The sequence below is a fragment of the Sandaracinus amylolyticus genome (genome assembly GCF_021631985.1).
In the GTDB taxonomy this organism is placed as follows: Bacteria; Myxococcota_A; Polyangia; order Polyangiales; family Sandaracinaceae; genus Sandaracinus; species Sandaracinus amylolyticus_A.
Genome location: NZ_CP070225.1, coordinates 4,646,594 through 4,668,727, shown reverse-complemented (window position 1 = coordinate 4,668,727; position 22,134 = coordinate 4,646,594). Strand labels below are relative to the sequence as shown.

The 22,134-nt window shown below is 72.1% G+C and carries 18 protein-coding genes; 13 read left to right on the top strand and 5 right to left on the bottom strand.

Annotation, left to right across the window (positions count from 1 at the left end; genetic code table 11):
- Positions 1 to 20: 20 nt before the first annotated feature.
- Together I5071_RS19710 and I5071_RS19705 are read left to right on the top strand one after the other, a co-directional pair.
- Positions 21 to 821: a hypothetical protein gene (locus I5071_RS19710; protein WP_236607028.1), complete on the top strand. Its 801-nt coding sequence runs from the start codon at positions 21 to 23 to the stop codon at positions 819 to 821.
- A gap of 144 nt (positions 822 to 965) precedes the next feature.
- Positions 966 to 1,760 carry a TrmH family RNA methyltransferase gene (locus tag I5071_RS19705; RefSeq protein WP_236607027.1) on the top strand — a complete coding sequence of 265 codons (795 nt, stop codon included), beginning with the start codon at positions 966 to 968 and terminating at the stop codon, positions 1,758 to 1,760.
- Between the two features lie 4 nt (positions 1,761 to 1,764).
- Here I5071_RS19705 and I5071_RS19700 read toward each other — a convergent pair whose 3' ends face one another.
- Positions 1,765 to 3,990, bottom strand: coding sequence for an ATP-dependent helicase (locus I5071_RS19700; RefSeq protein ID WP_236607026.1), 2,226 nt, complete (start codon positions 3,988 to 3,990; stop codon positions 1,765 to 1,767).
- A gap of 73 nt (positions 3,991 to 4,063) precedes the next feature.
- On the opposite strand from I5071_RS19700, the gene I5071_RS19695 reads away from it, so the two are divergent.
- The 5 genes from I5071_RS19695 (at position 4,064) to I5071_RS19675 (ending at position 8,295) form a co-directional block, all read left to right on the top strand.
- Positions 4,064 to 4,993 carry a sigma-70 family RNA polymerase sigma factor gene (locus tag I5071_RS19695; protein ID WP_329611175.1) on the top strand — a complete coding sequence of 310 codons (930 nt, stop codon included), beginning with the start codon at positions 4,064 to 4,066 and terminating at the stop codon, positions 4,991 to 4,993.
- 5 nt (positions 4,994 to 4,998) lie between these two features.
- On the top strand, positions 4,999 to 5,682 hold the full coding sequence (locus I5071_RS19690; protein WP_236607025.1) for an anti-sigma factor family protein: 684 nt from the start codon (positions 4,999 to 5,001) through the stop codon (positions 5,680 to 5,682).
- Positions 5,682 to 6,200, top strand: coding sequence for a hypothetical protein (locus I5071_RS19685; protein ID WP_236607024.1), 519 nt, complete (start codon positions 5,682 to 5,684; stop codon positions 6,198 to 6,200). Before I5071_RS19690 ends, I5071_RS19685 begins: the two co-directional genes overlap by 1 nt.
- A gap of 118 nt (positions 6,201 to 6,318) precedes the next feature.
- Entirely contained in the window at positions 6,319 to 7,572 is a 1,254-nt protein-coding gene (locus tag I5071_RS19680) for a serine/threonine-protein kinase (protein WP_236607023.1), read from the top strand.
- A gap of 39 nt (positions 7,573 to 7,611) precedes the next feature.
- Positions 7,612 to 8,295 (top strand): TrmH family RNA methyltransferase, encoded by a 684-nt coding sequence (locus tag I5071_RS19675; RefSeq protein ID WP_236607022.1) that lies wholly within the window; start codon positions 7,612 to 7,614, stop codon positions 8,293 to 8,295.
- Here the strand turns inward: I5071_RS19675 and I5071_RS19670 are convergent.
- Positions 8,292 to 9,008, bottom strand: coding sequence for a DUF434 domain-containing protein (locus tag I5071_RS19670; RefSeq protein ID WP_236607021.1), 717 nt, complete (start codon positions 9,006 to 9,008; stop codon positions 8,292 to 8,294). The genes I5071_RS19675 and I5071_RS19670 overlap by 4 nt on opposite strands.
- A 217-nt stretch (positions 9,009 to 9,225) precedes the next feature.
- Here I5071_RS19670 and I5071_RS19665 point away from each other — a divergent pair, with 217 nt between their 5' ends.
- The 3 genes from I5071_RS19665 (at position 9,226) to I5071_RS19655 (ending at position 14,523) form a co-directional block, all read left to right on the top strand.
- Entirely contained in the window at positions 9,226 to 11,568 is a 2,343-nt protein-coding gene (locus I5071_RS19665) for a penicillin-binding protein 1A (protein WP_236607020.1), read from the top strand.
- Positions 11,565 to 13,211 carry a sensor histidine kinase gene (locus I5071_RS19660; RefSeq protein WP_236607019.1) on the top strand — a complete coding sequence of 549 codons (1,647 nt, stop codon included), beginning with the start codon at positions 11,565 to 11,567 and terminating at the stop codon, positions 13,209 to 13,211. The genes I5071_RS19665 and I5071_RS19660 overlap by 4 nt, the downstream gene beginning before the upstream one ends.
- A gap of 373 nt (positions 13,212 to 13,584) precedes the next feature.
- Positions 13,585 to 14,523 (top strand): hypothetical protein, encoded by a 939-nt coding sequence (locus tag I5071_RS19655; RefSeq protein ID WP_236607018.1) that lies wholly within the window; start codon positions 13,585 to 13,587, stop codon positions 14,521 to 14,523.
- A gap of 311 nt (positions 14,524 to 14,834) precedes the next feature.
- On the opposite strand, the gene I5071_RS19650 is transcribed toward I5071_RS19655, so the two are convergent.
- Positions 14,835 to 15,548 carry a DUF2490 domain-containing protein gene (locus I5071_RS19650; protein WP_236607017.1) on the bottom strand — a complete coding sequence of 238 codons (714 nt, stop codon included), beginning with the start codon at positions 15,546 to 15,548 and terminating at the stop codon, positions 14,835 to 14,837.
- Between the two features lie 119 nt (positions 15,549 to 15,667).
- Between I5071_RS19650 and I5071_RS19645 the strand changes: the two genes are divergently transcribed.
- The 3 genes from I5071_RS19645 (at position 15,668) to I5071_RS19635 (ending at position 19,746) form a co-directional block, all read left to right on the top strand.
- A complete protein-coding gene (locus I5071_RS19645) occupies positions 15,668 to 17,659 on the top strand; it encodes a hybrid sensor histidine kinase/response regulator (protein WP_236607016.1) in 1,992 nt (663 codons plus the stop codon).
- A 63-nt stretch (positions 17,660 to 17,722) separates the two neighbouring features.
- Complete coding sequence (locus tag I5071_RS19640; RefSeq protein ID WP_236607015.1) at positions 17,723 to 18,640, top strand: ArsA-related P-loop ATPase; 918 nt, start codon at positions 17,723 to 17,725, stop codon at positions 18,638 to 18,640.
- Positions 18,640 to 19,746, top strand: a complete 1,107-nt coding sequence (locus tag I5071_RS19635; protein WP_236607014.1) for an ArsA family ATPase — start codon at positions 18,640 to 18,642, stop codon at positions 19,744 to 19,746. The genes I5071_RS19640 and I5071_RS19635 overlap by 1 nt, the downstream gene beginning before the upstream one ends.
- Positions 19,747 to 19,761: 15 nt before the next feature.
- Here I5071_RS19635 and I5071_RS19630 read toward each other — a convergent pair whose 3' ends face one another.
- Together I5071_RS19630 and I5071_RS19625 are read right to left on the bottom strand one after the other, a co-directional pair.
- On the bottom strand, positions 19,762 to 21,282 hold the full coding sequence (locus tag I5071_RS19630) for an MXAN_6640 family putative metalloprotease (RefSeq protein ID WP_236607013.1): 1,521 nt from the start codon (positions 21,280 to 21,282) through the stop codon (positions 19,762 to 19,764).
- 2 nt (positions 21,283 to 21,284) lie between these two features.
- Positions 21,285 to 22,118, bottom strand: a complete 834-nt coding sequence (locus I5071_RS19625) for an HmuY family protein (RefSeq protein ID WP_236607012.1) — start codon at positions 22,116 to 22,118, stop codon at positions 21,285 to 21,287.
- Between the last annotated feature and the right edge of the window lie 16 nt (positions 22,119 to 22,134).

Sequence of the window (22,134 nt, the reverse complement as noted above, 5' to 3'; positions counted from 1 at the left end):
GCGCCCTGTATGCTCGCGGAGTGAACAGGGCGCACCGATGTCTGGCGGTCGGCGCGGTCGTGTCGGCGCTCGCCGGCTGCTACGTCGATCATGGCATCGAGCGCGATCTCGACGCCTCGGCGCCGCAGGACACGTCGATGGCGGTCGACGCGTCCACGGTCGACGCGGGCCCGTCGTGCGCAGCGTCCGAAGCGCGCGTCAGCGTGGTGCGAGAGCCGCTCGGCACCGATCGCTGTGAAGGCGAGGCGCTGCGGGGCGTCCTGAGCGCGTCGCCCGAGGCGGCACCCGAGATCGACGGGCTGAGGCTCGCGCTCGATCTCTGTCCGGACGCCGACGCCGACTGCCGATGTGTGCTGCACGTCGGTGGGGTCGGGGCCGATCTCGCGTCGCGCATCTGGCTCCAGCCGGGGCCGTTCGAGGCGCGCGTCGACGCGGACAGCCTGGTGCTCGTCGCGACGCACGAGGGGGGCGAGGCGGGCGCGTACTACGAGCTCGCGCTCTACGCGCACGACGGGTCGCTCGAGGGGCCGAGCTTCGCCGTCGACGGTGTGAGCTGGACCGCCGAGCCTGCGTGCAGCGGGCCCGCGGACGACGACTGCCGCGCCGTCGGGTACGCGGCGGAGGTCACGGTCGAGGCGCGCGCCGCGGGCTGGGATTGGGGGGACGGCGGCGTGGCCCGGCTGGTCGAGGGCGAGACCGCGGGCGTGCCCGAGTCGTTCGTGACCGCGCGGCTGCTGCGTGCGCATCGGACGGTCTGCGGGTCCGCGTCGCCGCCCGACGTGGCCTTCGTGCTCTGGTGGACGTTCCCGCCCGCGCCCTGAGATGGACAGGCGCGTGTCGCCCGCGCATCCTCGGGCTCGTCCCCGCGCACCACGCTGCGGTGCGCGCTGCGACGGTCCATTGATCCATCACGTGTTCGTCGGGGCGGGCGCCCACTCGAGGAGAGGTCGAGGGCGCCCTCGGACGTGAGCCCGATCGATGTCGCCCTGGTGCGTGCGCTGCGCGAGCGCGCGACACGAGAGGCGACCGGGCTCTACGTCGTGGAAGGCGCGCGATTCGCGGTCGCGGCGGTCGATGCGCGCGCCGAGGTCGTCGCGACGGTGATCGCGCCGAGCGCGCTGCGCACGCCGATGGCGCAGATGATGACGCGGCGCCTGCGACAGCGCGGCGTGCCCGAGCTGCGCGTGTCGGAAGAGGAGCTCGCGGAGCTCGCATGCGCGCGCGAGCCCCAGGGCGTGCTGCTCGTGCTGCGCCAGCGGCGCGTGGCGATCGATGCGATCCGCCCGCCGTCACGTGCGCTGTGGCTCGTGATCGACGGAGTGCGCTCGCCGGGGAACCTCGGCACGGCGCTCCGCACCGCGCACGCCACGGGCGTCGACGGCGTCGTGATGGTGCGGGGAGGGCGCGAAGGTGCGGCCGATCCGTTCGATCCCGCGTGTGCTCGCGCGTCGATGGGCGCGATCGTGAGCACGAACGTGATCGACGCCGACGTCGACTCGCTGCGCGCGTTCGCGTCGCGCACCGGGACGCGTCTCGTCGCGGCGGTGCCTCGCGCGCGCCACGACTATCGCGCGGTGAGCTATCGCGGCGCGACCGCGCTGGTGCTCGGCTCGGAGCGCCAGGGCGCGAGCGACGCAGTGATCGACGCGTGTGACCTCGCGGTGCGCATCCCGATGGCGACCGCGATGGACTCGCTCAACGCCGCGGTCGCGTCCGCGGTGCTGCTCTACGAGGCGTACGGGCAGCGCCGTCGCGCGTGAGCCATCACGTGGGCTCGAGGAAGTCGGCGCGGATCGTCTTCTTCCCGTGCCCGGGGAACTCGACGTCGACGTTGGGCGGATCGCCGGTGCCGAAGCGCACGACCTTGCCCTGGCCGTAGCGCACGTGCTTGACGCTCTGCCCGACGCGCAGCGAGACCTGGCCGCCGCTCTTGCGCGTGACCTTGGCCTCGCTCGGCCCGGCGCTGGTCGAGAGCACGCGCGAGGGGCGCGCATCGAAGCGCTCCACGCGCGAGCTCCCGCGATCCTCGATCCACGCCGCGCTCGCGCGGCCGAAGCTCGGGCGATCGCCGGTGCCGCCGACGAACTTCACGTCGGAGCCGGGCAGCTCGTCGATGAAGCGCGAGCGCGTGCAGTCGCGCAGGTTGCCGAAGAAGTAGCGAGTGCTCGCCCACGAGAGGATCAGCCGCTCCCTCGCGCGCGTGAACGCGACGTACGCGAGGCGGCGCTCCTCCTCGAGCTCCTCGGGATCCGCGTCCTGCTCGAGCCCGCGGAACGGGAAGAGCTGCTCCTCCATGCCCGCGACGATCACCACCGGGAACTCGAGGCCCTTCGCGGCGTGCACGGTCATCAGGGTGACGATCTCGTTCTCGCCCTTGCTGTCGCCGCCTTCGGCGTCGGTCTGCAGCGTCACGCGCTCGAGGAACGCGGTCAGCGTCGGCTCTTCCGCTTCCTCGACGAACTGCTCCATCGAGCCCACGAGCTCGGCGAGGTTCTCGAGGCGCGCGTCGGCCTCCGGCGTGTTCTCGGTCTGCAGTGCCTGCACGTAGCCGGTCTCGTCGAGCACGGTGCGCGCGAGCCCCGGCAGATCGAGATCCGCGACCTTCGCGCGCAGCGACTCGATCAGCGTGACGAAGTCCGCGAGCTTGTTCCCGCCGCGCTCCTCCGACTGCGCCTTGCACGCCTCCCACACGCCGTTGCCCGCCGCCGCGGCGCGATCGAGCAGGCGATCGATCGTCGTCTTCCCGATGCCGCGCGCCGGCACGTTGATGATGCGCAGCAGCGAGACGTCGTCCTCGGGCACCGAGAGCACCCGCAGGTACGCGAGCAGGTCCTTCACCTCGGCGCGATCGTAGAAGCGCACGCCTCCGACGACGCGATAGGGCAGCGAGGCCGCGCGCAGTGCTTCTTCGAGCACGCGCGACTGCGCGTGGATGCGATAGAAGATCGCGAGGTCCGCGAGCGACTTGCCCTCGGTCTTCAGGGTGCGCGCGGTGGTGACGACGAGGTTCGCCTCTTCGCGCTCGGTGTTGAGGCGGTGCACCTCGACCTTCGCGCCCTCGTCGTTGTCGGTCCACAGCTCCTTCGGCTCGCGATCGAACGCGCGCGAGATCACCGCGTGCGATGCGCGGAGGATGCGCTTCGTCGAGCGGTAGTTCTGCTCGAGCTTGACCACGTGCGCGTCCGGGAAATGCCGGCGGAAATCGAGGATGTTGCGGCGATCCGCGCCGCGCCATCGATAGATGCTCTGGTCGTCGTCGCCGACCACGCAGAGCGCGCGGTGCACGCTCGCGAGCGCGAGCACCATGCGCAGCTGCGAGTGGTTCGTGTCCTGGAACTCGTCGACCAGGATGTGCTGGAAGCGCGTCGCGAGCTCTTTGCGCAGCACCTCGTCGTTCTCGAGCGCGCGCACCACGCGGTAGATGAGATCGCCGAAGTCGAGCGCGCTCGCCGCGGCCATGCGCTTCTCGTACTCGGTCACGATCGCGCGCACGTGCGGCGTGTCGACCACGCCCGCGTCGATCTCGCTCGGCTCGACCATCTCCTGCTTCGCGCGCTCGATGCGCCCCGCGATCGACTTCGGCGGGAAGCGCTTCTCGTCCATCTTCAGGTCGCGCAGGACGCGCGTGATCATCGCGCGCTGATCGGCCTCGTCGTAGATCGTGAAGTCCCGCCGGAGCCCGATGCGATCGTGGTGGCGGCGGAGCAGGCGCGCGCACGTCGCGTGGAACGTGCCCACCTGCAGATCGCGCGCCGCGCCCGGCACGAGGTGCTCGAGGCGCTCGCGCATCTCCTGCGCGGCCTTGTTGGTGAACGTGACCGCCAGGATCCGCCACGGCGGGATCCCGCGCTCCGCGACCAGGTTCGCCACCCGATGCGTGATCACGCGCGTCTTGCCGCTTCCCGCGCCCGCGAAGACCACGAGCGGCGCATCGCCGTGCAGGACCGCGTCGCGCTGGGGCGGGTTCAGGGTCGAGAGGTCGATGGCCATGCGAGCCGTCGCTCATACCCGACCGCGACGCCGTGTTCCAACCCCGCGGGCGTCCGTGCTACGGATCCGCGAGATGACGCGCGCCAGGCGGGACGCCGAGCTCCCTGCGAGCGGCGCGGGGACGAGGCCCTCCGGCGCCAAGTCCCCGGCCGGGGTGCGCACGTCCGACGAGGATCACGACGTGTCCGGCGAGTCCGAGGCGTCGCGCCTCGCCTCGGACCAGAACGCGGCCGACGAGAACGTCGACGCGGCGGTGAATCCCGAGGGAGCGGGCGCGTCTGACGGGGACGATGCGAGCCCCGAGCGCGATGCCGCCGAGACTCTCGATGCTGCAGCTCTGGAAAAGCTCGGCGACGAGCTCCCTCCCGCTGCGCTGCGTTCCGGTGGAGGAGCGGCCGAGGATCGCGAGCGCGATCGCGAGCTGGTGCGGCGCGCTCAGCAGGGCGATCAGCGCGCCTTCCGCGAGCTCTTCGACCGCTACCACAAGCGCGCGTACGCGGTCGCGTTCGGCGTCCTCAAGAACAAGCACGACGCGCTGGACGTCGTGCAGGAGTCGTTCGTCAAGGTGCACCGGCACCTCGACGGGTTCCAGGGCAGCTCGAGCTTCTACACCTGGCTCTACCGGATCGTCATGAACCTCGCGATCGACCAGCTCCGCCGCAAGAAGACGGCGCGCCCCGTCGAGTACGACGACGCGATCGATCGCGAGGGTGCGCTCGCGGACGAGCACGTTCTGCCGCGCATGCTCGACGCGAACCCGCGTCGCACGGTGATCCGCCGCGAGCTCATGCAGCGCGTCGAGGAGGCCCTCGCGACGCTGCCCGAGTACCACCGCCAGGTGATCGTCCTGCGCGAGATCGAAGGCCTCAGCTACGAAGAGATGGCAGAGGTCCTCGAGGTGCCCAAGGGAACGATCATGAGCCGCCTCTTCCACGCGCGCCGGAAGATGCAGGTGGCTCTGCAGGACTTCGTCGAAGGAGGCGACCTCGAGGTCGAGGAGTGAACGCCGTGGGGGATCAGCGTTTCGCAGACGATCGGCTGCATCGGTACTTCGACGGCGAGCTCTCGCCGGAGGAGGCGTCCGAGGTGCGCCGCCTCGTCGAGACCGAGCCCGCGCTGCGCGCGAAGCTCGACGGCCTGCGCGAGGTGCGCGGGGTGGTGCGTGCGTCGGTCGCGGACGAGCTCGACGACGTGCCGAGCGACGACCTCTGGGCGCGCATCGAGTCGCGCATCGCCGAGAAGCCGGCTCCGGCCGCCGCGCCGCAGCAACCGGCGCTGCGCGCGATCGAGGGCGGGCGCTCCGAGGAGACGGCGCGCAAGCCGAAGGGCCACGATCCCGCGCGCCAGCGGCGCATCGTCGGCGTGGTGATCGCGGGGATCGCGCTCGCGGCCGCGGTGCTGCTGCTCGTGCTGCGTCCCGGTGAGCCGCCGCCCGGCACCGAGGGCCAGCCGATCGCCGAGGGCGGCGAGCCGTCGCGCGACGACGACGCGATCGATCTCGGTGGAGGCGAGCCCGACGCGGAAGAGCTCGTGTTCCAGACCGAGGTGCTCGAGGTGGACTTCGGATCGAACTCGGGCGCGGTGTTCGCGGTCGAGGGCGACGACGGAGAGCGCTACGCGGTGGTCTGGCTCGCCGACGTGCAGCCGAAGCCGCCGGTCGAGTCGCCCGAAGAGATCACGCCGGAGCAATGATGGGCAGCGAGACGAAGCTCTTCGCGCTCGCGCTCGTCGCGGCGCTCTCGATCGCGGTGTGCCCGCGCGCGCTCGCTCAACAGAGCGCGACGACGGCGCGCGCCGGGACCGGCTCTGCGGCCGCGGTGCGCAGCGAGGTGTTCGTGGTGCTCGCGAGCGAGACCGAGGGGACGATCGATCCCGCGCTCTCCGAGATCCCCGCGCTGCGCCGCCCGCCGTTCAACGCCTTCCACACGATGGAAGTGCTCTCGCGGACGACGTCGCATCTCTCGGCGGAGCAGCCGATCGAGGTGCAGCTGCCCAACGGGCGTCAGCTGCGCGTCGAGCTCGAGCGGCCCACCGAGGACGGGCGCTATCGCGTGCGCGTGTCGATCAACACGCCGGGACAGAGCGACTACCTGCCGCTGCTCCAGATCGTGGCCTCGCCGGGCGATCCCTTCTTCGTCGCGGGACAGAACTGGCAGGGCGGCACGCTCGTCATCGGCGTGCGCATCGGGCAGCGACCGGCCGCGCGCTGACGCGTAAGCGTGGGTGATCGCGAAGAGATCGGCCCGCCGCTGCGTTCGCTCACCACGGTCGCTCTTCGATGCGCTTGTATGGGAACTCGCATGCCGGTAACGTGACCCCCGGGCGATCGTGAGCGCGCAACGCTTCATCCGCTGCAAGCACTGCGGCATGCCGCACGAGGCGCAGGCCACCTCGTGCCCCGTGACCGGCAAGCAGCTGGTGCCGGAGCAGCGCAAGCGCGTCTCGGCGCCGCCGCCGAAGGTCGCGGGCCCCGGCTATCAGTGGGCCCACAGCGTCCATCCGTACTCGGATCCCAACGACGCCGATCCCGAGGCGACGCGCTCGATGGGCTCGCTCACGGGCCAGGTGCTCGAGGGCAAGTACCTCATCGCCGAGCCGCTCGGGCGGGGCGGCATGGGCGTCGTCTACCGCGCCGAGAACACGCGCATCGGCAAGCAGGTCGCGATCAAGATCCTGCTGCGCGGGTACGCGAAGGGCGGCGAGAGCGAGCGCCGCTTCCTGCGCGAGGCGCGCATCGCGGGGTCGATCGGTCATCCGAACATCGTCGAGGTGTTCGACCTGGGCACGCTGGAGAACGGCGCGCCCTACCAGGTGATGGAGCTGCTCGAGGGCGCGACGCTCGCGGCGCGCATCCGGCTCGAGGGCGCGCTGCCGATCGACGAGGTGCTCGATCACGCCGAGCAGGTGCTGAGCGCGCTCGAGGCCGCGCACGAGCGCGGCATCGTCCATCGCGATCTCAAGCCCGAGAACATCTTCCTCCACGAGCGCGCGGGGCTCGTCACCGCGAAGCTGCTCGACTTCGGCGTCTCGAAGTCGCTGCTCAACGATCACACGCTCTCGCTCACGCAGACCGGCGTGGTGGTGGGCACGCCGTACTACCTCGCGCCCGAGCAGGCGCGCGGCGAGCGCGGCGTCGATCATCGCGTCGACATCTGGGCGATGGGCATCGTGCTCTACGAAGCGCTCACGGGATCGCTGCCGTTCCGCGCCGACAACTACAACGCGCTGATGGCGAAGATCCTCAACACGCGTCCGGCGCCGCCGCGCTCGCTGCGGCCGCACCTGCCCGACGCGCTCGAGAACGTGATCCTCAAGGCGCTCTCGTTCGATCCGCTGCGTCGTTTCCAGACCGCGGACGACATGCTCTCGGCGGTGCGCGCGGTGCGCGGCAAGCCGCAGCGCTCGTCGGATCGACCGTTCCGCTCGCTCCCCGATGCGCGCGCGCCGCTCGCGCCGCAGCCCTCGGATCACACGCTCTCCGATCTCACGATCTCGGTGGTGCAGGGCCCCGACGACCCGACGGAGATCAGCGACAGCTTCCAGTACTCGGAGATCGACGCGGGCCGCAAATCGCGAGGGTGACGGTTGCGGCGCGCGCGCGCCGCTTCACTGTTGCGCGCGATGAAGCGCGACCTTCCCGAGGTGATCGAGCTCGCAGGGCTCGCTCCGCTGCCCAAGCCGGCCGCGGAGATCGTGCGCGTGCTCTCGCCGCTCGTGACGCCGCAGCGCTGGGCTCGCATCGAGGCCGTGGTGTCGCGGCGCACGCGCTCGCTGGTGCCGGTGCTCGAGGACCTCGCGGACCCGCACAACGGCGCGGCGGTGATGCGCTCGGCGGACGCGTTCGGGTGCCAGGAGGTGCACGTGATCGAGGGGCGTCATCGCTTCGCGGTGTCGCATCGCGTGACGCGCGGAACGCATCGCTGGCTCGATCTGGTGCGCCACGAGGGACCGGTCGCGTGCATGGATCACCTGCACGCGCGCGGGTACGAGGTGTTCGTCGCGGCGATGGACGGCGACATCGGGCCCGAGGAGCTCGCGAAGAAGCCGAAGGTCGCGATCGTCTTCGGCAACGAGCACAAGGGCGCGTCGCCCGAGGTGCGCGCCCGCGTCGACGGCGTGTATCGCATCCCGATGGAGGGCTTCGTCGAGAGCCTCAACGTGAGCGTCGCGTCGGCGATCACGCTCTACGTCGCGTCGCGCGGGCGGCACGGCGATCTCGACGAGGCCGCGCGCGACGAGATCCGCGCGAGGTTCCTGCTCGCGACGGTGCGCGACGCCGAGCGCGTGGTGAAAGAGCGGATCTAGGGCGCGAGGTCGACGAGCCACGCGCCGGGATGCGCGGCGATCACCGCGGCGGGCAGATCGATCCAGCCCTCGACGCGATCGAGGATCCAGCCGTCGCCGGTCGCGACGATCGACGACGACGCAGCGAGCACGCGATCGGGCGCGTCATCGAGATCGATCGCCCAGTGCCAGCCGTGCTCCTCGGCGATCTCGGCGAGCAGCGCGCGCAGGCGACCGCTGTTGCCCACCGGTCGATCGAGGTGCCAGCGGATCGTGCGCGGCGCGCCGCGCGCGAGCGCTTCGCCGATCGCGACGATCACCTGCGAGGTCTCGGACACGCGGCGCCACGTGCCGTGCACGCTCGCGAGGTCGCGGTGCGCACGGTCGCGACCCACGAGCACGAGCCCGCCCGAGAGCGCGCTCTCGCCGACGATCAGCGCGTTGAAGCCGTCGATGTCGACGTCGCGATCGCGGATCGCATCGAGCGGGAGCGCGCGGGCGCGGCGGTGATCGCGCTGGGCGTCGGTGCACGCGCAGCGCATGACCGCGGTGCGCTGGCGCGCGGTGAGCGAGTGTCGATTGCCGACGAGCGCGAGGGCGCTGGTGTCGGAGTAGCCGCGCGACAGGAGCCACGAGAGCTCGAGCACCGCGTCGCGCAGCGCGGGCAGCGCGTGCTCGTCGAAGAGCGACTCGTCCTGCGGCGCGGCGCCGCGATGGGAGCGGGTGTCGGGCATCGGCGTGACGCGCACAGCATCGCACGAGCACGCAGGAATCCCGGGACCGTCCGGAAACGTTGCTCATTCGGCCGCCTCGGGGCATCGTCGTCGCGGCCTGGGCATGGCGGAACGCACCACGAAAGCCTCGCGCGATCGCACGAGCCCGAGCCTCCGCACCCGGCGGCCGCTCGCGAGCGTGCGCGAGCATCCGCGCGCGCGTCGAGGGCGCCCCGGGGTGTGGCGCTGGATCGGCCGCGGGCTGATCGCGCTCGTGGTGCTCGTGGTGCTCGCGGTGCTCGGGTTCGCGGGCGTGATCGCGTACTACTCGCGCGACCTGCCCGACGTCGCGTCGCTGCGCACGTTCCAGGAGCCGCAGGTGACGCGCGTCGTCGATCGCGACGGCTCGCTCGTCGGTGAGATCTTCACCGAGCGACGCACGGTGGTGCCGCTCGATCGTGTGCCGCGCGTGCTCGTGCTCTCGGTGCTCGCCGCGGAGGACGCCGACTTCTATCGCCACGAGGGGCTCGACTACGCGGGTCTGTTCCGCGCGGTGGTGCGCGGCGTGCTCGACGGCGGGAACTTCCGCGGCACGTCGACCATCACGCAGCAGCTCGTGAAGAACCTGCTGCTCGGGCCCGAGCGCAGCTGGGAGCGGAAGATCCGCGAGCTGATCCTCGCGCGGCACGTCGAGGAAGAGCTCAGCAAGGACGAGATCCTCGGGCTCTATCTGAACCACATCAACTTCGGGCACGGCCGCTACGGCGTGCAGGAAGCGTCGCAGTTCTACTTCGGCAAGGACGTCTCGGAGCTCACGCTCGCAGAGGCGTCGCTGCTCGCGGGGATCCCGCAGTCGCCGACGCACCTCTCGCCGCGCACCCATCCCGAGGCGTCGCGGCGGCGCCAGCGCTTCGTGCTCGATCAGCTGGAGCGCAAGCGCGAGGAGTACTGGCCCGATCTCACCGTCGAGGAGATCCGCGCCGCGCGCGAGGCGCACGTGGAGCTCGCGCCGCTGCCCGAGTCGCGACAGAGCGCGCCGGAGATCATGGACGTCGCGCGTCGCGTGCTCACCGAGCGCGTCGGCGAGGAGGCGGCGCAGCGCGGCGGGTACGTCGTGCACACGAGCGTCGATCGCGCGCTGCAGCTCTCCACGCGCGAGGCGCTGCGCACGGGGCTGCGCGCGATCGATCAGCGCTCGGGGATGCGGCCGCCGATCCGGCGCGCGCGGGTGCGGCGCGGCGAGCGGATGCCCGAGATCGATCGGGCGCCCGAGCTGCGCGTGGGCGGCACCTACGACGCAGTGGTGACGAGCCGCGACGACGAGACCGGCGAGATCGGCCTCGAGGTCGCGGGGCACGCGGCGACGGCGCGCATCGCCGATCTCGCGCGATGGAACCCCGAGGAGCTCCCGCCGTCGCGCTTCGTCGACGAGGGCGCGCGGCTGCGCGCATCGATCCTCGCGCTCGCGGAAGAGGGCGTCGAGGGCGCGCGCGCGAGGGCACGGCTCGAGCTCGGGCCGCAGGGCGCGGTGGTCGTGATCGATCCGCGCACGCGCGAGGTGCTCGCGCTCGTCGGTGGCTACGAGGCGGAGAGCGGGTTCGATCGCGCGCGGCTCGCGCAGCGCCAGCCGGGCTCGACGTTCAAGCCCTTCGTCTACGCGCTCGGGATCCGCTCGCGTCGCTACACGCCCGCGTCGATCGTGATCGACGCGCCCGGTGTGTACGACCAGTGGATGCCGCAGAACTTCGAGACGTGGAGCTTTGCGGGCGAGATGCGGCTGCGCGACGCGCTCGCGAGCTCGGTGAACCAGGTCGCGGTGCGGCTGATCGAGGATCTGACGCCGGCCGAGGTGGTCTCGTTCGCGCAGCAGCTGGGGATCACGTCGGAGCTCGATCCCTCGCTCGCGCTCGCGCTCGGGGCGAGCGAGGTGCGTCCGATCGAGCTCGCGAACGCGTACGCGACGTTCGCAGCCGGCGGGCGCTGGGCCGCGCCGCGCGTCGTGACGCGCATCGTCGGCCCCGATGGTCGTGACGTCCCGTTGCCGGAGATCGAGGCGCCGCGCGACGTGCTCACCCAGGCCGAGGCCTACGTCGTGACGAGCATGCTCACGAGCGTGGTGCAGAGCGGCACCGCGCAGGCCGCGCAGCGACTGCGCCGTCCGATCGCGGGCAAGACCGGCACGAGCAACGAGGCGCGCGACGCGTGGTTCGCGGGGTACAGCGCGGATCTCGTCGCGGTGGTGTGGGTCGGCTACGACGATCATCGCTCGCTCGGTCGTCGCGAGAGCGGTGCGCGCGCGGCGCTGCCGATCTGGATGGACGTGATGCGCGTGGCCGAGGAGGGCAGGCCGGTGATCGACTTCCCGGTGCCCTCGGGGGTCGTCACCGTGCGCATCGATCCGCGCAGTGGGCAGCTCGCGTACGAAGCGCAGCAGGACGCGATCGACGAGGTGTTCCTCGAGGGCACCGCGCCGAGCGAGGTCGCGCGCGAGGCGGGCGTGCTCGATCCGAGCGCGTTCCTGATGGAGCAGTTCGGCGCGGGCGGTGAAGCGCCGGAGCAGGAACAGGTGCTCGCGCCGTGAGGCTCCGTCTGGGCCTCGCGCTGCTGCTCGCGGTGGTCGCGTTCGTGCCCTTCGCGCTCGTGGTCGACTGGACCCGCGAGGCGAACGACGCGATCGCGCGCGAAGCACGCGAGGAGCGCGCGGACGCGATAGCGAACGAGGTGCGCGCGTACGTCGACGAGGAGCTCGGCGAGCTCGGCCACGCGCTGGAGATCGCGTGTCGCGATCAGGGCGCGGCTGCGGAGAGCCTCTTGCGCGCGGCGCGCGTCGATGCGCCCGCGGGCGCGCCGGCGCTGCAGGTCGCGTTCGTGCTCGACTCGCCGGCCTGGGCGGGCGCAGGCGCGCGTCCGCTGCTCGCGCTCTCGGAGTCGGCGCGCAGCGCGATGCGCGCGGACTGGACCCGCATCGAGCTCCCGGGCGCGCGCGGTCGCGACTACCTCGGCCGCGCGTGGCGCTGCGGCGATCACGAGGTGCTCGGCGCGTTCCAGGCGAGCGCGTTCCTGACGCGCGGATCGGCGCGCGACGCCGCTGAGATCGCGCTGCTCGCGCCCGACGCGCCGCCGCCCGAGGGCGCGGATCGCCGCATCGTGCGGGCGTTCCGCGACGTCTCGGGCCGCGATGCGCTGGTGGTCGCGGTGACGATCCCGCCCGCGAGGATCGGCCATCGCGAGCAGGCCTCGCTCGAGCTGAACGTCCAGGTGCTCGCGCTCGCGACCGTCGTGATCGCGCTGCTGCTCGGCCTCTCGATCGGCGGGCGCGTGACGCGTCCGCTCGGCGAGCTCGAGAAGGCGGCCCAGCGCATCGGGCGCGGGGAGCTCGACGTGAAGATCGATCGTGCCTCGGGCAGCGCGGGCGCGACGTTCTCCGCGTTCAACCGCATGGCCGAGGAGCTGCGCAGCGCGCAGAGCCGCGCGAAGCGCGCCGAGCGCGTGGCGGCGTGGCGCGACATCGCGCGCCGCATCGCGCACGAGATCAAGAACCCGCTCACCCCGATCCGCATGTCGATCGAGACGATGCGGCGGACCAAGCAGCGCCAGCATCCGGACTTCGACGAGATCTTCGACGAGTCCACGCGCACCGTGCTCGAGGAGGTCGAGCGGCTCGAGCGCATCGTCACCGAGTTCTCGCGCTTCGCGCGCCTGCCGCGCCCGCAGCCGACCTCGCTCGACGTGCGCGAGGTGGTCGCGCAGGTCGTGCAGCTGCACTCGCCGGGCGGCGACGCGACGATCACCGACACCTCGCCGCGCCTGCCGATCAAGATGACGCTCGCGAACGACGCGCCGCGGGTTCGCGCCGATCGCGATCAGCTCACGCAGGTGCTGGTGAACCTCGTGCAGAACGCGCTCGACGCGGCGCAGAGCAAGCGCGGCGACGAAGGGCACGTCGAGGTCGAGGTCGAGCCGACCACCGACGGCGGGGTGCGCGTCACGGTGAGCGACGACGGCCCCGGCATCCCGGCCGAAGAGCGCGCGCGCGTGCTCGAGCCGTACTACACGACGAAGGCGCGCGGCACCGGCCTCGGCCTCTCGATCGTCGATCGCATCGTGAGCGAGCACGGCGGCACGCTCGAGATCGGCGAGTCGCGCCGCGGCGGCGCGCAGATCACGTTCACGCTGACGCGCGAGGGCCCGGGCGAGGACGCCGAAGCGTCGGCGACGAGCTGAGTCGGTTCTGCTCGTCGCGAGAGCGCGCAGCGCGTCGTGAGACCGCGCAGCGCGTCGCGAGGCCCCGCAGCGCGTCGTGAGAGCGGTCCACCTCGTCGCGAGACCGCGCTGCTCGTCGCGAGACGGCGCAGCTCGTCGTGAGACCGGTCCACCTCGTCGCGAGACGAGAATTCTCGTCGCGAGACGGCGCGGCGCGTCGCGAGGCCGACATTCCCGTCGCGAGGCGGAGCCGCCCGTCGCGAGAGCGCTCCACCTCGTCGCGAGGCAGCGCTTCCCGCGTCGCGACGCACGCGCGCCCGACTGCGTCCTCGCGCGCGGACGCTCGAGGGTGGACGATTTACACCGCGATCTTGGCCCTCCTACTGTCCGCGGCATGGCGACTGCGAAGAAGAACACCAAGAAGACACCCTCGCCCCGCCGTCCCGCGGCGGGCTCCACCCCGATCGACACGAGTCGCGCTTGGTCGCTCGAGGAGCTCGATCCCCACCTGCCTCCGGTGCGCGACGAGGACCTCGCGCTGGTGAAGGAGTCGCTGATCCGCGCGCAGTCCAACGAGGGGCTGATCGCGCTCGGCGCGGGCTTCCGCACCGAGCACATCCTCGCGGTCGCGCCGGGGTTCGCGGCGGGCGCGATGCTCGCGGTGCGGGCGCTCGGCAAGCCTCCGGCCGGGCTCGCGATCGAGCTGCTCCCGTTGCTGGTGCGCGAGACGCGCGAGCTGCAGCGCGTGAACCTCGCGTTCGAGCAGCAGCGCCGCGACGTTGCGAGCGAGATCTCCGGGCGGCGCGAGCAGCTCAAGGCCGCGACCTCGCGCGCGCTGCGAGCGCGCCGCAGCGTGGTGCTGACGCTCAACCGCCACGTGCTCCCGCACGGCTCGAAGGTGCGCGCGGAGCTCGCGCGCGCCGCGAGCAAGGCGCCGACCCCCGCGGTGGCGGTGGCGAGCGTGCGCACCGTCGCGCGCATCCTCGGCGAGCTCCGCGCGGATCCCTCGCTCGCGCTGGTGCTCGATCGCTACGGCTACGACGAGGCCTTCGTCGCGCAGCTCACGAGCATCGCCGACGAGACCGAGCGCCTCGACCGTGCCGGCGCCGACCTCACGCCGCCGCAGCGGACCGATCAGCGCGCGCTCGATCGCCAGGACGGCATCGTGCTCGCGATCCTGCGCGCGATCTGGTGGCCGCTGCACGACGCGCAGCAGGACGGCGCCGCGATCACGGCGCCGCCGCTCGGCGCGCTCGAGCGCCTGGTCGCCGGCTCGCGCCCCGAGGACGACGAGCCCGAAGAGCCGCCCCCGACCGAGCCCACCGCGACCTGACGCCGCCCACGGCGCGACCACGAGGAGCCGCGCTCGCGCCCGGCTCCTCGTGTCGTCTCGACCACGCCATCGCGAGCGACTCTGCGGGGACTCGAGATCGCGCCCACCGCGAAGCAACCCCACCACGAGCGGCCCGCTCGCCGTCACCCTTGGATCACAGCAGAGCGACGTGCGCGCGAAGCGCGCACCTGGAGCGAGTGCACACCGAAGCCCCACGGTGAGCACGACCCGAAGAGCGTGCGTTCTCGAGACCGACACCACCGCGCGCGACGCCGCGGGGTCTCGGCAAGACCCGAGCACACCGGCCGCGGCTACTGGATCGTCACGAAGCCGTTCACCATCGCGACGTGGTGCACTTCGTCCGGGCCGGGGCGCACGATCCAGTGGTTCATGTAGCCCGCCTCGATGCGCAGCTGGCCGGGCACGATGTTCCAGCCGACGCCGAGGAAGAGGCGGTTCTGATCGAACCCGAGCCGCTGCCAGAGCCCGCCCGCCGAGAGGCCGGCGTCGTTCAGCGCGATGAACGCCTCGTCCCAGAGCGACAGGTGCACCGGGAAGTCGCGCGCGAAGGGCACGAGCACGCGCGCGAACTGGCGGAAGCGGATGCCGACGTCCGACGAGATCTCGGGGCGGAAGCGCTGCTCGAGGCGCGAGCGGAAGAACACCTTGAGCCCTCCCTCGAGGCCCTGCAGGTCCCAGGTCCACTGCTCCCAGATCCGATGCTCGTCGGTGAACTGCTCCTCGCGGTTCCACGACGGAGTCCATCCGTAGCCGAGCCACACCTGCATGCCCGGCGCGACGCGGTACGCGACCGCGGGGCGATAGAGCTGCTGATAGGGCCCGAAGTCGTCCCAGAAGCGCCAGTTCAGATCGATGTAGAGCATCCAATCCGGCGTGACGTTTCCCTGCACCGCGACCGAGAGCCACGTCTGGTACGAGTCGTCGTAGGCCTGAGCGTGCACGCGCGATGGAGCGAGCGCGACGAACGCCGAGAGCGCGATCGAGAGCGCGAGCGAGCGGGTCATCGCGCGGAGCATTGCGCACCGGCGCACGCTTTTCATGAGGAGATTTGCCTCGTCTGCGACCTGCTCGGAAGGGGGGTCGAAGGTGGTCCCCGCGGCGTCTACGTCGACCGAGAGAAGCTGTGCGCAGCGCGAGCGCCATCCCGCGACACACCGCGGTCCTGCCGTCGAGGTCGCCGCTGCTCCGCTACGGCGTCGCGGTGGTCGTGGTCGGGATCGTGGTCGCGGCGCGCCTGCTCTTCGACCCGCTCCTCGGCGTCGATGCACCGCTCCTGCCCTTCACCGTCGCGGTGATGCTGGCGGGCTGGTACGGCGGGATCGGGCCCGGCCTCGTCGCGACCGCGCTGAGCGCGCTCTGCGCCGACTTCCTGTGGCTGCACCCGACGCACTCGCTCTGGATCGAAGCGCCGCGCGATCGCCTCGAGCTCGGGATCTTCGTCGGCACCGGCGTCGCCATCTCCGCGCTCAACGAGGCGATCGTCGTCGCGCGTGGTCGCTCCGATCGCCACTCCGCGGAGCTCAAGGAGCGCGAGGAGGCGCACCGGCGGATCCTCGAGACGGCCACCGAGGGCATCTGGACGGTCGATGCGCGCGGCCGCGTGACCTTCGCGAACGCGAGCATGTCGGAGATGCTCGGCGTGCCGCTGCCCGATCTGATCGGACGCAACGCGCGCGAGTTCGTCTTCCTCGAGGATCGCGGCGAGAACGTCCGGCGTTTCGGATCGATCCTCGCCGGGGATCGCAGCGCGTTCGATCTGCGGCTGCGGCGCACCGACGGGCGCGAGATCTGGGCGCACGTGTCGACCGCGCCGATCCCCGATGCGCGCGGTCGCGTCGTCGGCGCGCTCGGCATGTTCACCGACGTGACCGCGCGCATGCACGCGGAGAGCGAGCTCCAGCGCCTGCTCGAGTCCGAGACGAAGGCGCGCGCCGACGCAGAGGCCGCGAACCGCGCGAAGGACGAGTTCCTCGCGACCGTCTCGCACGAGCTGCGCACGCCGCTCAACGCGATGCTCGGCTGGCTCACGATGCTGCGCTCCGGCGCGCTCGACGCGACGAAGACCGCGCGTGCGATCGCGATCATCGAGCGCAACGCGCGCTCGCAGGCGAAGCTCATCGAGGACCTGCTCGACGTCTCGCGCATGATCTCGGGCAAGCTGCGGCTCGAGCGACGGCGCGTGTCGCTCGGCGCGGTGGTGCAGAGCGCGATCGACACCGTCGGGCCGACCGCGGTGGAGAAGCAGATCCGCATCGAGCGGCGCTTCGATCCCGGGCCCGATCTGGTCGCGGGCGATCCCGAGCGGCTCAAGCAGATCGTGGTGAACCTGCTCTCGAACGCGGTGAAGTTCACGCCGATCGCGGGGCGCATCCGCGTGGCGGTGGAGCGGCGCGCGGGACAGCTGGTGATCGAGGTGGAGGACACGGGGCAGGGCATCGCGCCCGAGTTCCTCCCGCACGTGTTCGATCGCTTCCGGCAGCAAGACGGAGGCATGACGCGCAAGCACGCGGGCCTCGGCCTCGGCCTCGCGATCGTTCGTCACCTCGTCGAGCTGCACGGCGGATCGATCGCGGCGCACAGCGAGGGGCCCGGCAAGGGCTCGCGCTTCACGTGCTGGTTCCCGCCGCTCGAGGACGCGACCGCAGAGATCCCCGCGCGGGAGACGCCCGCGCCGAACGACGCGCGCGTGTCGCGACCGCCGAACGAGACACCGCTGCGCGGCGCGAAGGTGCTCGTGGTCGACGACGAAGCGGACAGCCTCGAGATGTTGCGCGAGCTGCTCAGCGTCGCGGGCGCCGACGTCCGCACCGCGAGCACCGCCGCGATGGCGCTGCCGATCGTGAAGACGTTCCGGCCGAGCCTGCTGGTGTCGGATCTCGCGATGCCCGAGGCCGACGGCTACGAGCTGCTCGCGTGGGTGCGCGCGCTGCCGATCTCGCAGGGCGGCGCGACGCCCGCGATCGCGCTGACCGCGCACGCGCGCGCGACGGACCGGCTGCGCGTGCTCTCGTCGGGCTTCCAGGCGTATCTCGCGAAGCCGGTCGAGCCCGACGAGCTGATCGCGACCGCGCAGCGGCTGGTCCGACAGAGCGAGCCGCGCGCCGCACATCCGTGAGCACGAGACGGCACTTTCGACGCTCACCGCAATTCTGCTACGACTCGGAGCCAGTTCGCCCGCATGGCCTCGGCTCCCCCGGACAAGCTCTCGCCTCGCGGCGCGCTCCCGCCTCTCGGACCGGTCGTGCTCGTCACCGGCAAGGGCGGAGTCGGGAAGACCACGCTCGCCGCGGGCATCGCCGAGGCTGCGGCGGCGCGCGAAGGGCGCGCGGTGCTGATCGAGTTCGGCGACGGCGAGAGCGGCAAGCGCATGCTCGGCGCGCGCAGCAAGGTCGCGCATCGCGTCGTCGATCCACGCGACGCGATGGAGCGCGCGGTCGCGAACATCCTCGGCTCGACCATCCTCGCGCGCCTCTTCATCGGCAATTTCGCGGTGCGCCCGATGCTGCGCGCCGCGCCCGCGATGCGCGAGCTCGCGATGCTCGAGGTGGTGCGCATCTACGCCGAGGAGCACCCCGGCGCGCGCGTCGTCGTCGACATGCCGGCGACCGGGCACGGCCTCGCGTGGCTGCGCCTGCCGGTGCAGATGCGCGACATGTTCGCGTCGGGGCCGATCCACGATCTCGCGCAGCGCTTGATCGATCGATTGGTCTCGCCGTCGCGCTGCTCGGTCGTGGTGGTGACGCTGCCCGAGCGGCTCGTGCTCTCGGAGACGATCGAGCTCTGTCGCGCGCTCGAGGTGGAGGTGGGCCTGCCGCCCGCGCGCCTCGTGGTGAATCGTTTTCCGCGCGATCTGCCCGCGGAGGCGTGGGACGCGGCGCGCGCGATCACGGCGCGTGGCGGTGAGAGCGCGCCCGCGGCGCAGCAGCTCCTGCGCATGCTCGACGCGCGCCGCGAGGCACAACGCGAGGCGCTCGAGATCCTCGGCAGCGCAGTGAAGACGAGCCTGCACACGCGCCCGCTGATCCTCCGCGAGCAGATGGAGGATCCGAGCGCCACCGACGTGGCCGCGTGGCTGACCGAAGAGGGCGCAGCCTGATGGCGACGAAGGTCCCGGTCACGATCGTCTGCGCGGGCGGCGGCGGCGTGGGGAAGACCACGTCGTCGGCCGCGCTCGCCGTCGCGCTCGCGCGCACCGGGAAGAAGACGCTGATCGTCACCGTCGATCCCGCGCGCCGGCTCGCGCACGCGATGGGCGTCGAGGTCACCGAGGAGATCCAGCCCGCGCACGTGGAGCCGGCGGTCGAGGGCAAGCTCTTCGCGCTCATGCCCGAGCCGCGTCGCTCGACGCCGACGTTCGCGAAGGTGCTCTACGAGGGGCGCCCCGACGATCTTGCGCGGGTGATGAAGAACCCGGTGTACCTGACGATGGCGGACGCCGCGGCGGGCATGCACGAGATCGTCTCGCTCATCCTGGTCGCGAAGGCGATCGACGAGGGCGACTACGACTACCTCGTGATCGACACCGCGCCCTCGCGGAACGCGCTGGACTTCGTCTCGTACCCGGGGCGGCTCGCAGTGCTCTTCGAGGGGCGCGCGGTGGGCTGGCTCGGCAACCTCGCGTCGAACGTCGCGCAGGACGATCGTGGCCCCGGGCTCTTCGCGTCGATGGAGAAGCGCGTCGAGGCGATGTTCGGGCGCATCCTGAACCCGCGCGTGCTGAAGGATCTCGCGCAGCTCTTCGCGGACCTCGCGCTGATCAAGGACCGCTTCGCCCGCTTCGCGCGGATGAGCGAGCGCATGCTGCTCGGCGAGCGCACGCGCTACCTGCTCGTGTCGGCGCCGACCGGCTCGGCCCAGGCGGACGTGTCGTTCCTCGCGAAGCGCCTGGCGCGTCTGAATCACGAGCCCACCGCGCTCCTGCTCAACCGCAGCGACGAGCGTGAGCCCGAGTGGATCGCCGCGCTGCGCGCCGAAGCGCCGGGCTGGCCGCCGCTCGCCGAGGCGATGACGCAGGTCGAGCACGAGTTCCAGGTGCGAAAGCGCGCGGGCGATCGCCTGAGCGCCGCGCTCGGCAAGGAGCTGGTGCGCGTGCCGCAAGTGCGCCTCCCCACGCTGGAATCGCCGGACCCCGCGCAGATCGTGCGCGAGCTCGCGACGAAGCTCGAGCCGCACCTCGCGACGCTGGTGCGCCCGATCGGCTGAGTCAGCGCAGCGCGGTCACGAGCGCGGCCGCGCACCTCCGCGACGACGGCGCAGCAGCGCGAGCACGAGCGCGAGCGCCAGGAGCGACCCCCGCGACGCCCCACCGCGTCCGACCGCGCAGTCGCATCCCGAGCCCGGCATCGGAGGCGCGATCGCCGCGTCCCCGGCCACACCCGCATCGTCGCTCGACGTGCCGCCGTCGGTCGCCGTCATCGCGGCGCGACAGTCCGCGAGCGCCACCTCGCTGCCGATGCAGAGCGCGGGCGCGCGGCCCGCTCCGTCGTCCTGGTCGAGCGCGCGCACGATCGTGACGATCGCGCTCTCGCCCTCCGACGCATCGATCCACTGCGGACCATCGCTCGCCGCGGCGCTGCGCGTCTCGCCGAGCGCGCCGTCGATCTCGGGCGTGACGAGCACGAACAGACCCTCGGTCGCGCCCTCGCGCCCTGCGGGCTCGAGCAGCTCGACGCCGACCCGCGCCGCGAGCATCACGCGATACGAGCGCGACGAACCGCGGAGCATGCGCACGCGGGTGTCCGCGTACGGCACGGGCAGCGCTTCGATCGCGAGCTCCGCGAGCATCGCGCCGCGCTCGTAGCTCGCCTCGGGATCGGCGCGCCGCCCGGTGCGCAGGTTCCATCGCGCGTGCTCGAGCCACGCCGCCTCGAACGTCGTCGCATGATCGCGCTCGAGCGCGCTCGAGAGCACATCGAGCCACCGCGGATCGCCCACGCCGTGCGCGCCGTCCTCGACGTCGCGCACCACGCCCGCGACCAGCTCGGGCCCGTAGCGCTCGGCGAGGAACTCGAAGAACACGCCCGCGCCGTACGTGAACGGATCGACGGGCCCGGTCGCCGACTGCTCGATCGAGCGATCGGTCGCGCCGAGGTAGGAGTCCGAGAACGCCTCGAGATCCTCGAGCGCCGGATCGAACGCCTCGCTCGCCCACACCGCGCTGCCCTCGCCGAACACCGCGGACTGCTCGGCGTCGTACGCGGCCTGCACCGCGTGGAAGAGCTCGTGGCTCGCGAGGATCCGGATCGCGCTGCGGCGGCTCGCGAACCCGTATCCCGCGAAGTCGTTCTCCTGCACGACGTGGCCGATGCACGTCGCGCCGTTGCAGGTGTCGTGGCGGAACGCGCCGGTCGAGCCACCCGCGAAGTCGACGAGGTACACGTCGAAGCGACCGTCGCCGCCGTCGCCGTCGGGCACGCCTTCGTCGCCGAGCGGCGCGCGCAGCCCGAGGGAGACGTAGTACGCGAGCGCTTCGTCATAGGCGGTCGCGACCTCCTGCACGAAGTCGGGCACGCCGTCGGCGTCGAGGTCGGCGAGGGGCACGACGTGCGCGCCCGCGCGCGTGAAGTGGATCGCGAACGCACCGCCCGGCGAGTCGAAGCGCTCGACGACGTCGCCCTCGGCGAAGCGCGGCGCGATCGCGCGCACGTCGTCGGGACGCAGCGCGATCTCCGCGCTCCCCACGACTGGCGGAGCGCACGACGCGACGAGTGCTCCGAGCGCGATCGCGTGCAGACGCATCGTCAGTCCAGGAAGGCCCAGCGTACGCGCATGTTCGCCGATCCGCTCGGCGAGGTCGGACTGCCGCCCGAGTTGCACGCTTCCTGGTTCTCCGGCGAGTAGTACGAGATCACCTCGAGCTTCACGTGCCGCCCTTCGCGGAGCTGCAGCACGTAGACGTTCCCCGTCATCATCAGGCACATCGTCGGCGAGTAGCGCCAGTAGCCCGCGAGGATCGTGTCGGGCGCGCCCGGAAGACCGCTGCCGTCGCTCACGAGCGTGCACTCGCCGGGGCTCGCCTCGGTGAAGTACTCCTCCTCGAAGAGCTCGAGATCCGCGGGCACCTCGGTGACGCTCTCGAAGGTCGGCGGCTCGCCCTCGGCGGTCGGCGGAAGGCGCGCGCCGGTCACGCACGAGGGGCCCGAGATGCCGCTGTTGAGGCGGATGACGTAGCGGCGGAACGCGATGTCCCATCCGCTCGAGAGCAGCGCGTCCTCGTCGCCGATCTCGACCTGCTCGAGGCCGGTCTCGGTGAAGCGCGCGTAGACGTACGAGGTCGTCGGCGAGGTGCCGCCGACCGGCATCGCGGTCGCGTCGACGTGCGTCGTGAACTCGCCCGCGGTCGTGCCTTCCTCGGTCACGAGGCCGGCGAGCGCGGAGGGCTCGAAGAGGCGGAGCTCGGTGATCGAGGCCTCCTGGCAGCGCACGTCGTGCGCGGTGCACTGGGGCGCGGGGCCGGCGTCCGAGCCCGCGTCGTCGACGCCGCCGTCGTCCGTTGGAGCGGGGCCGTCGTCGTCGCCGCACGCGGCGAGCGCCAGCATCGAGAGCAAGAACGAACCGATCTGCATCGACTTCATCGCCCACCACCTTGTC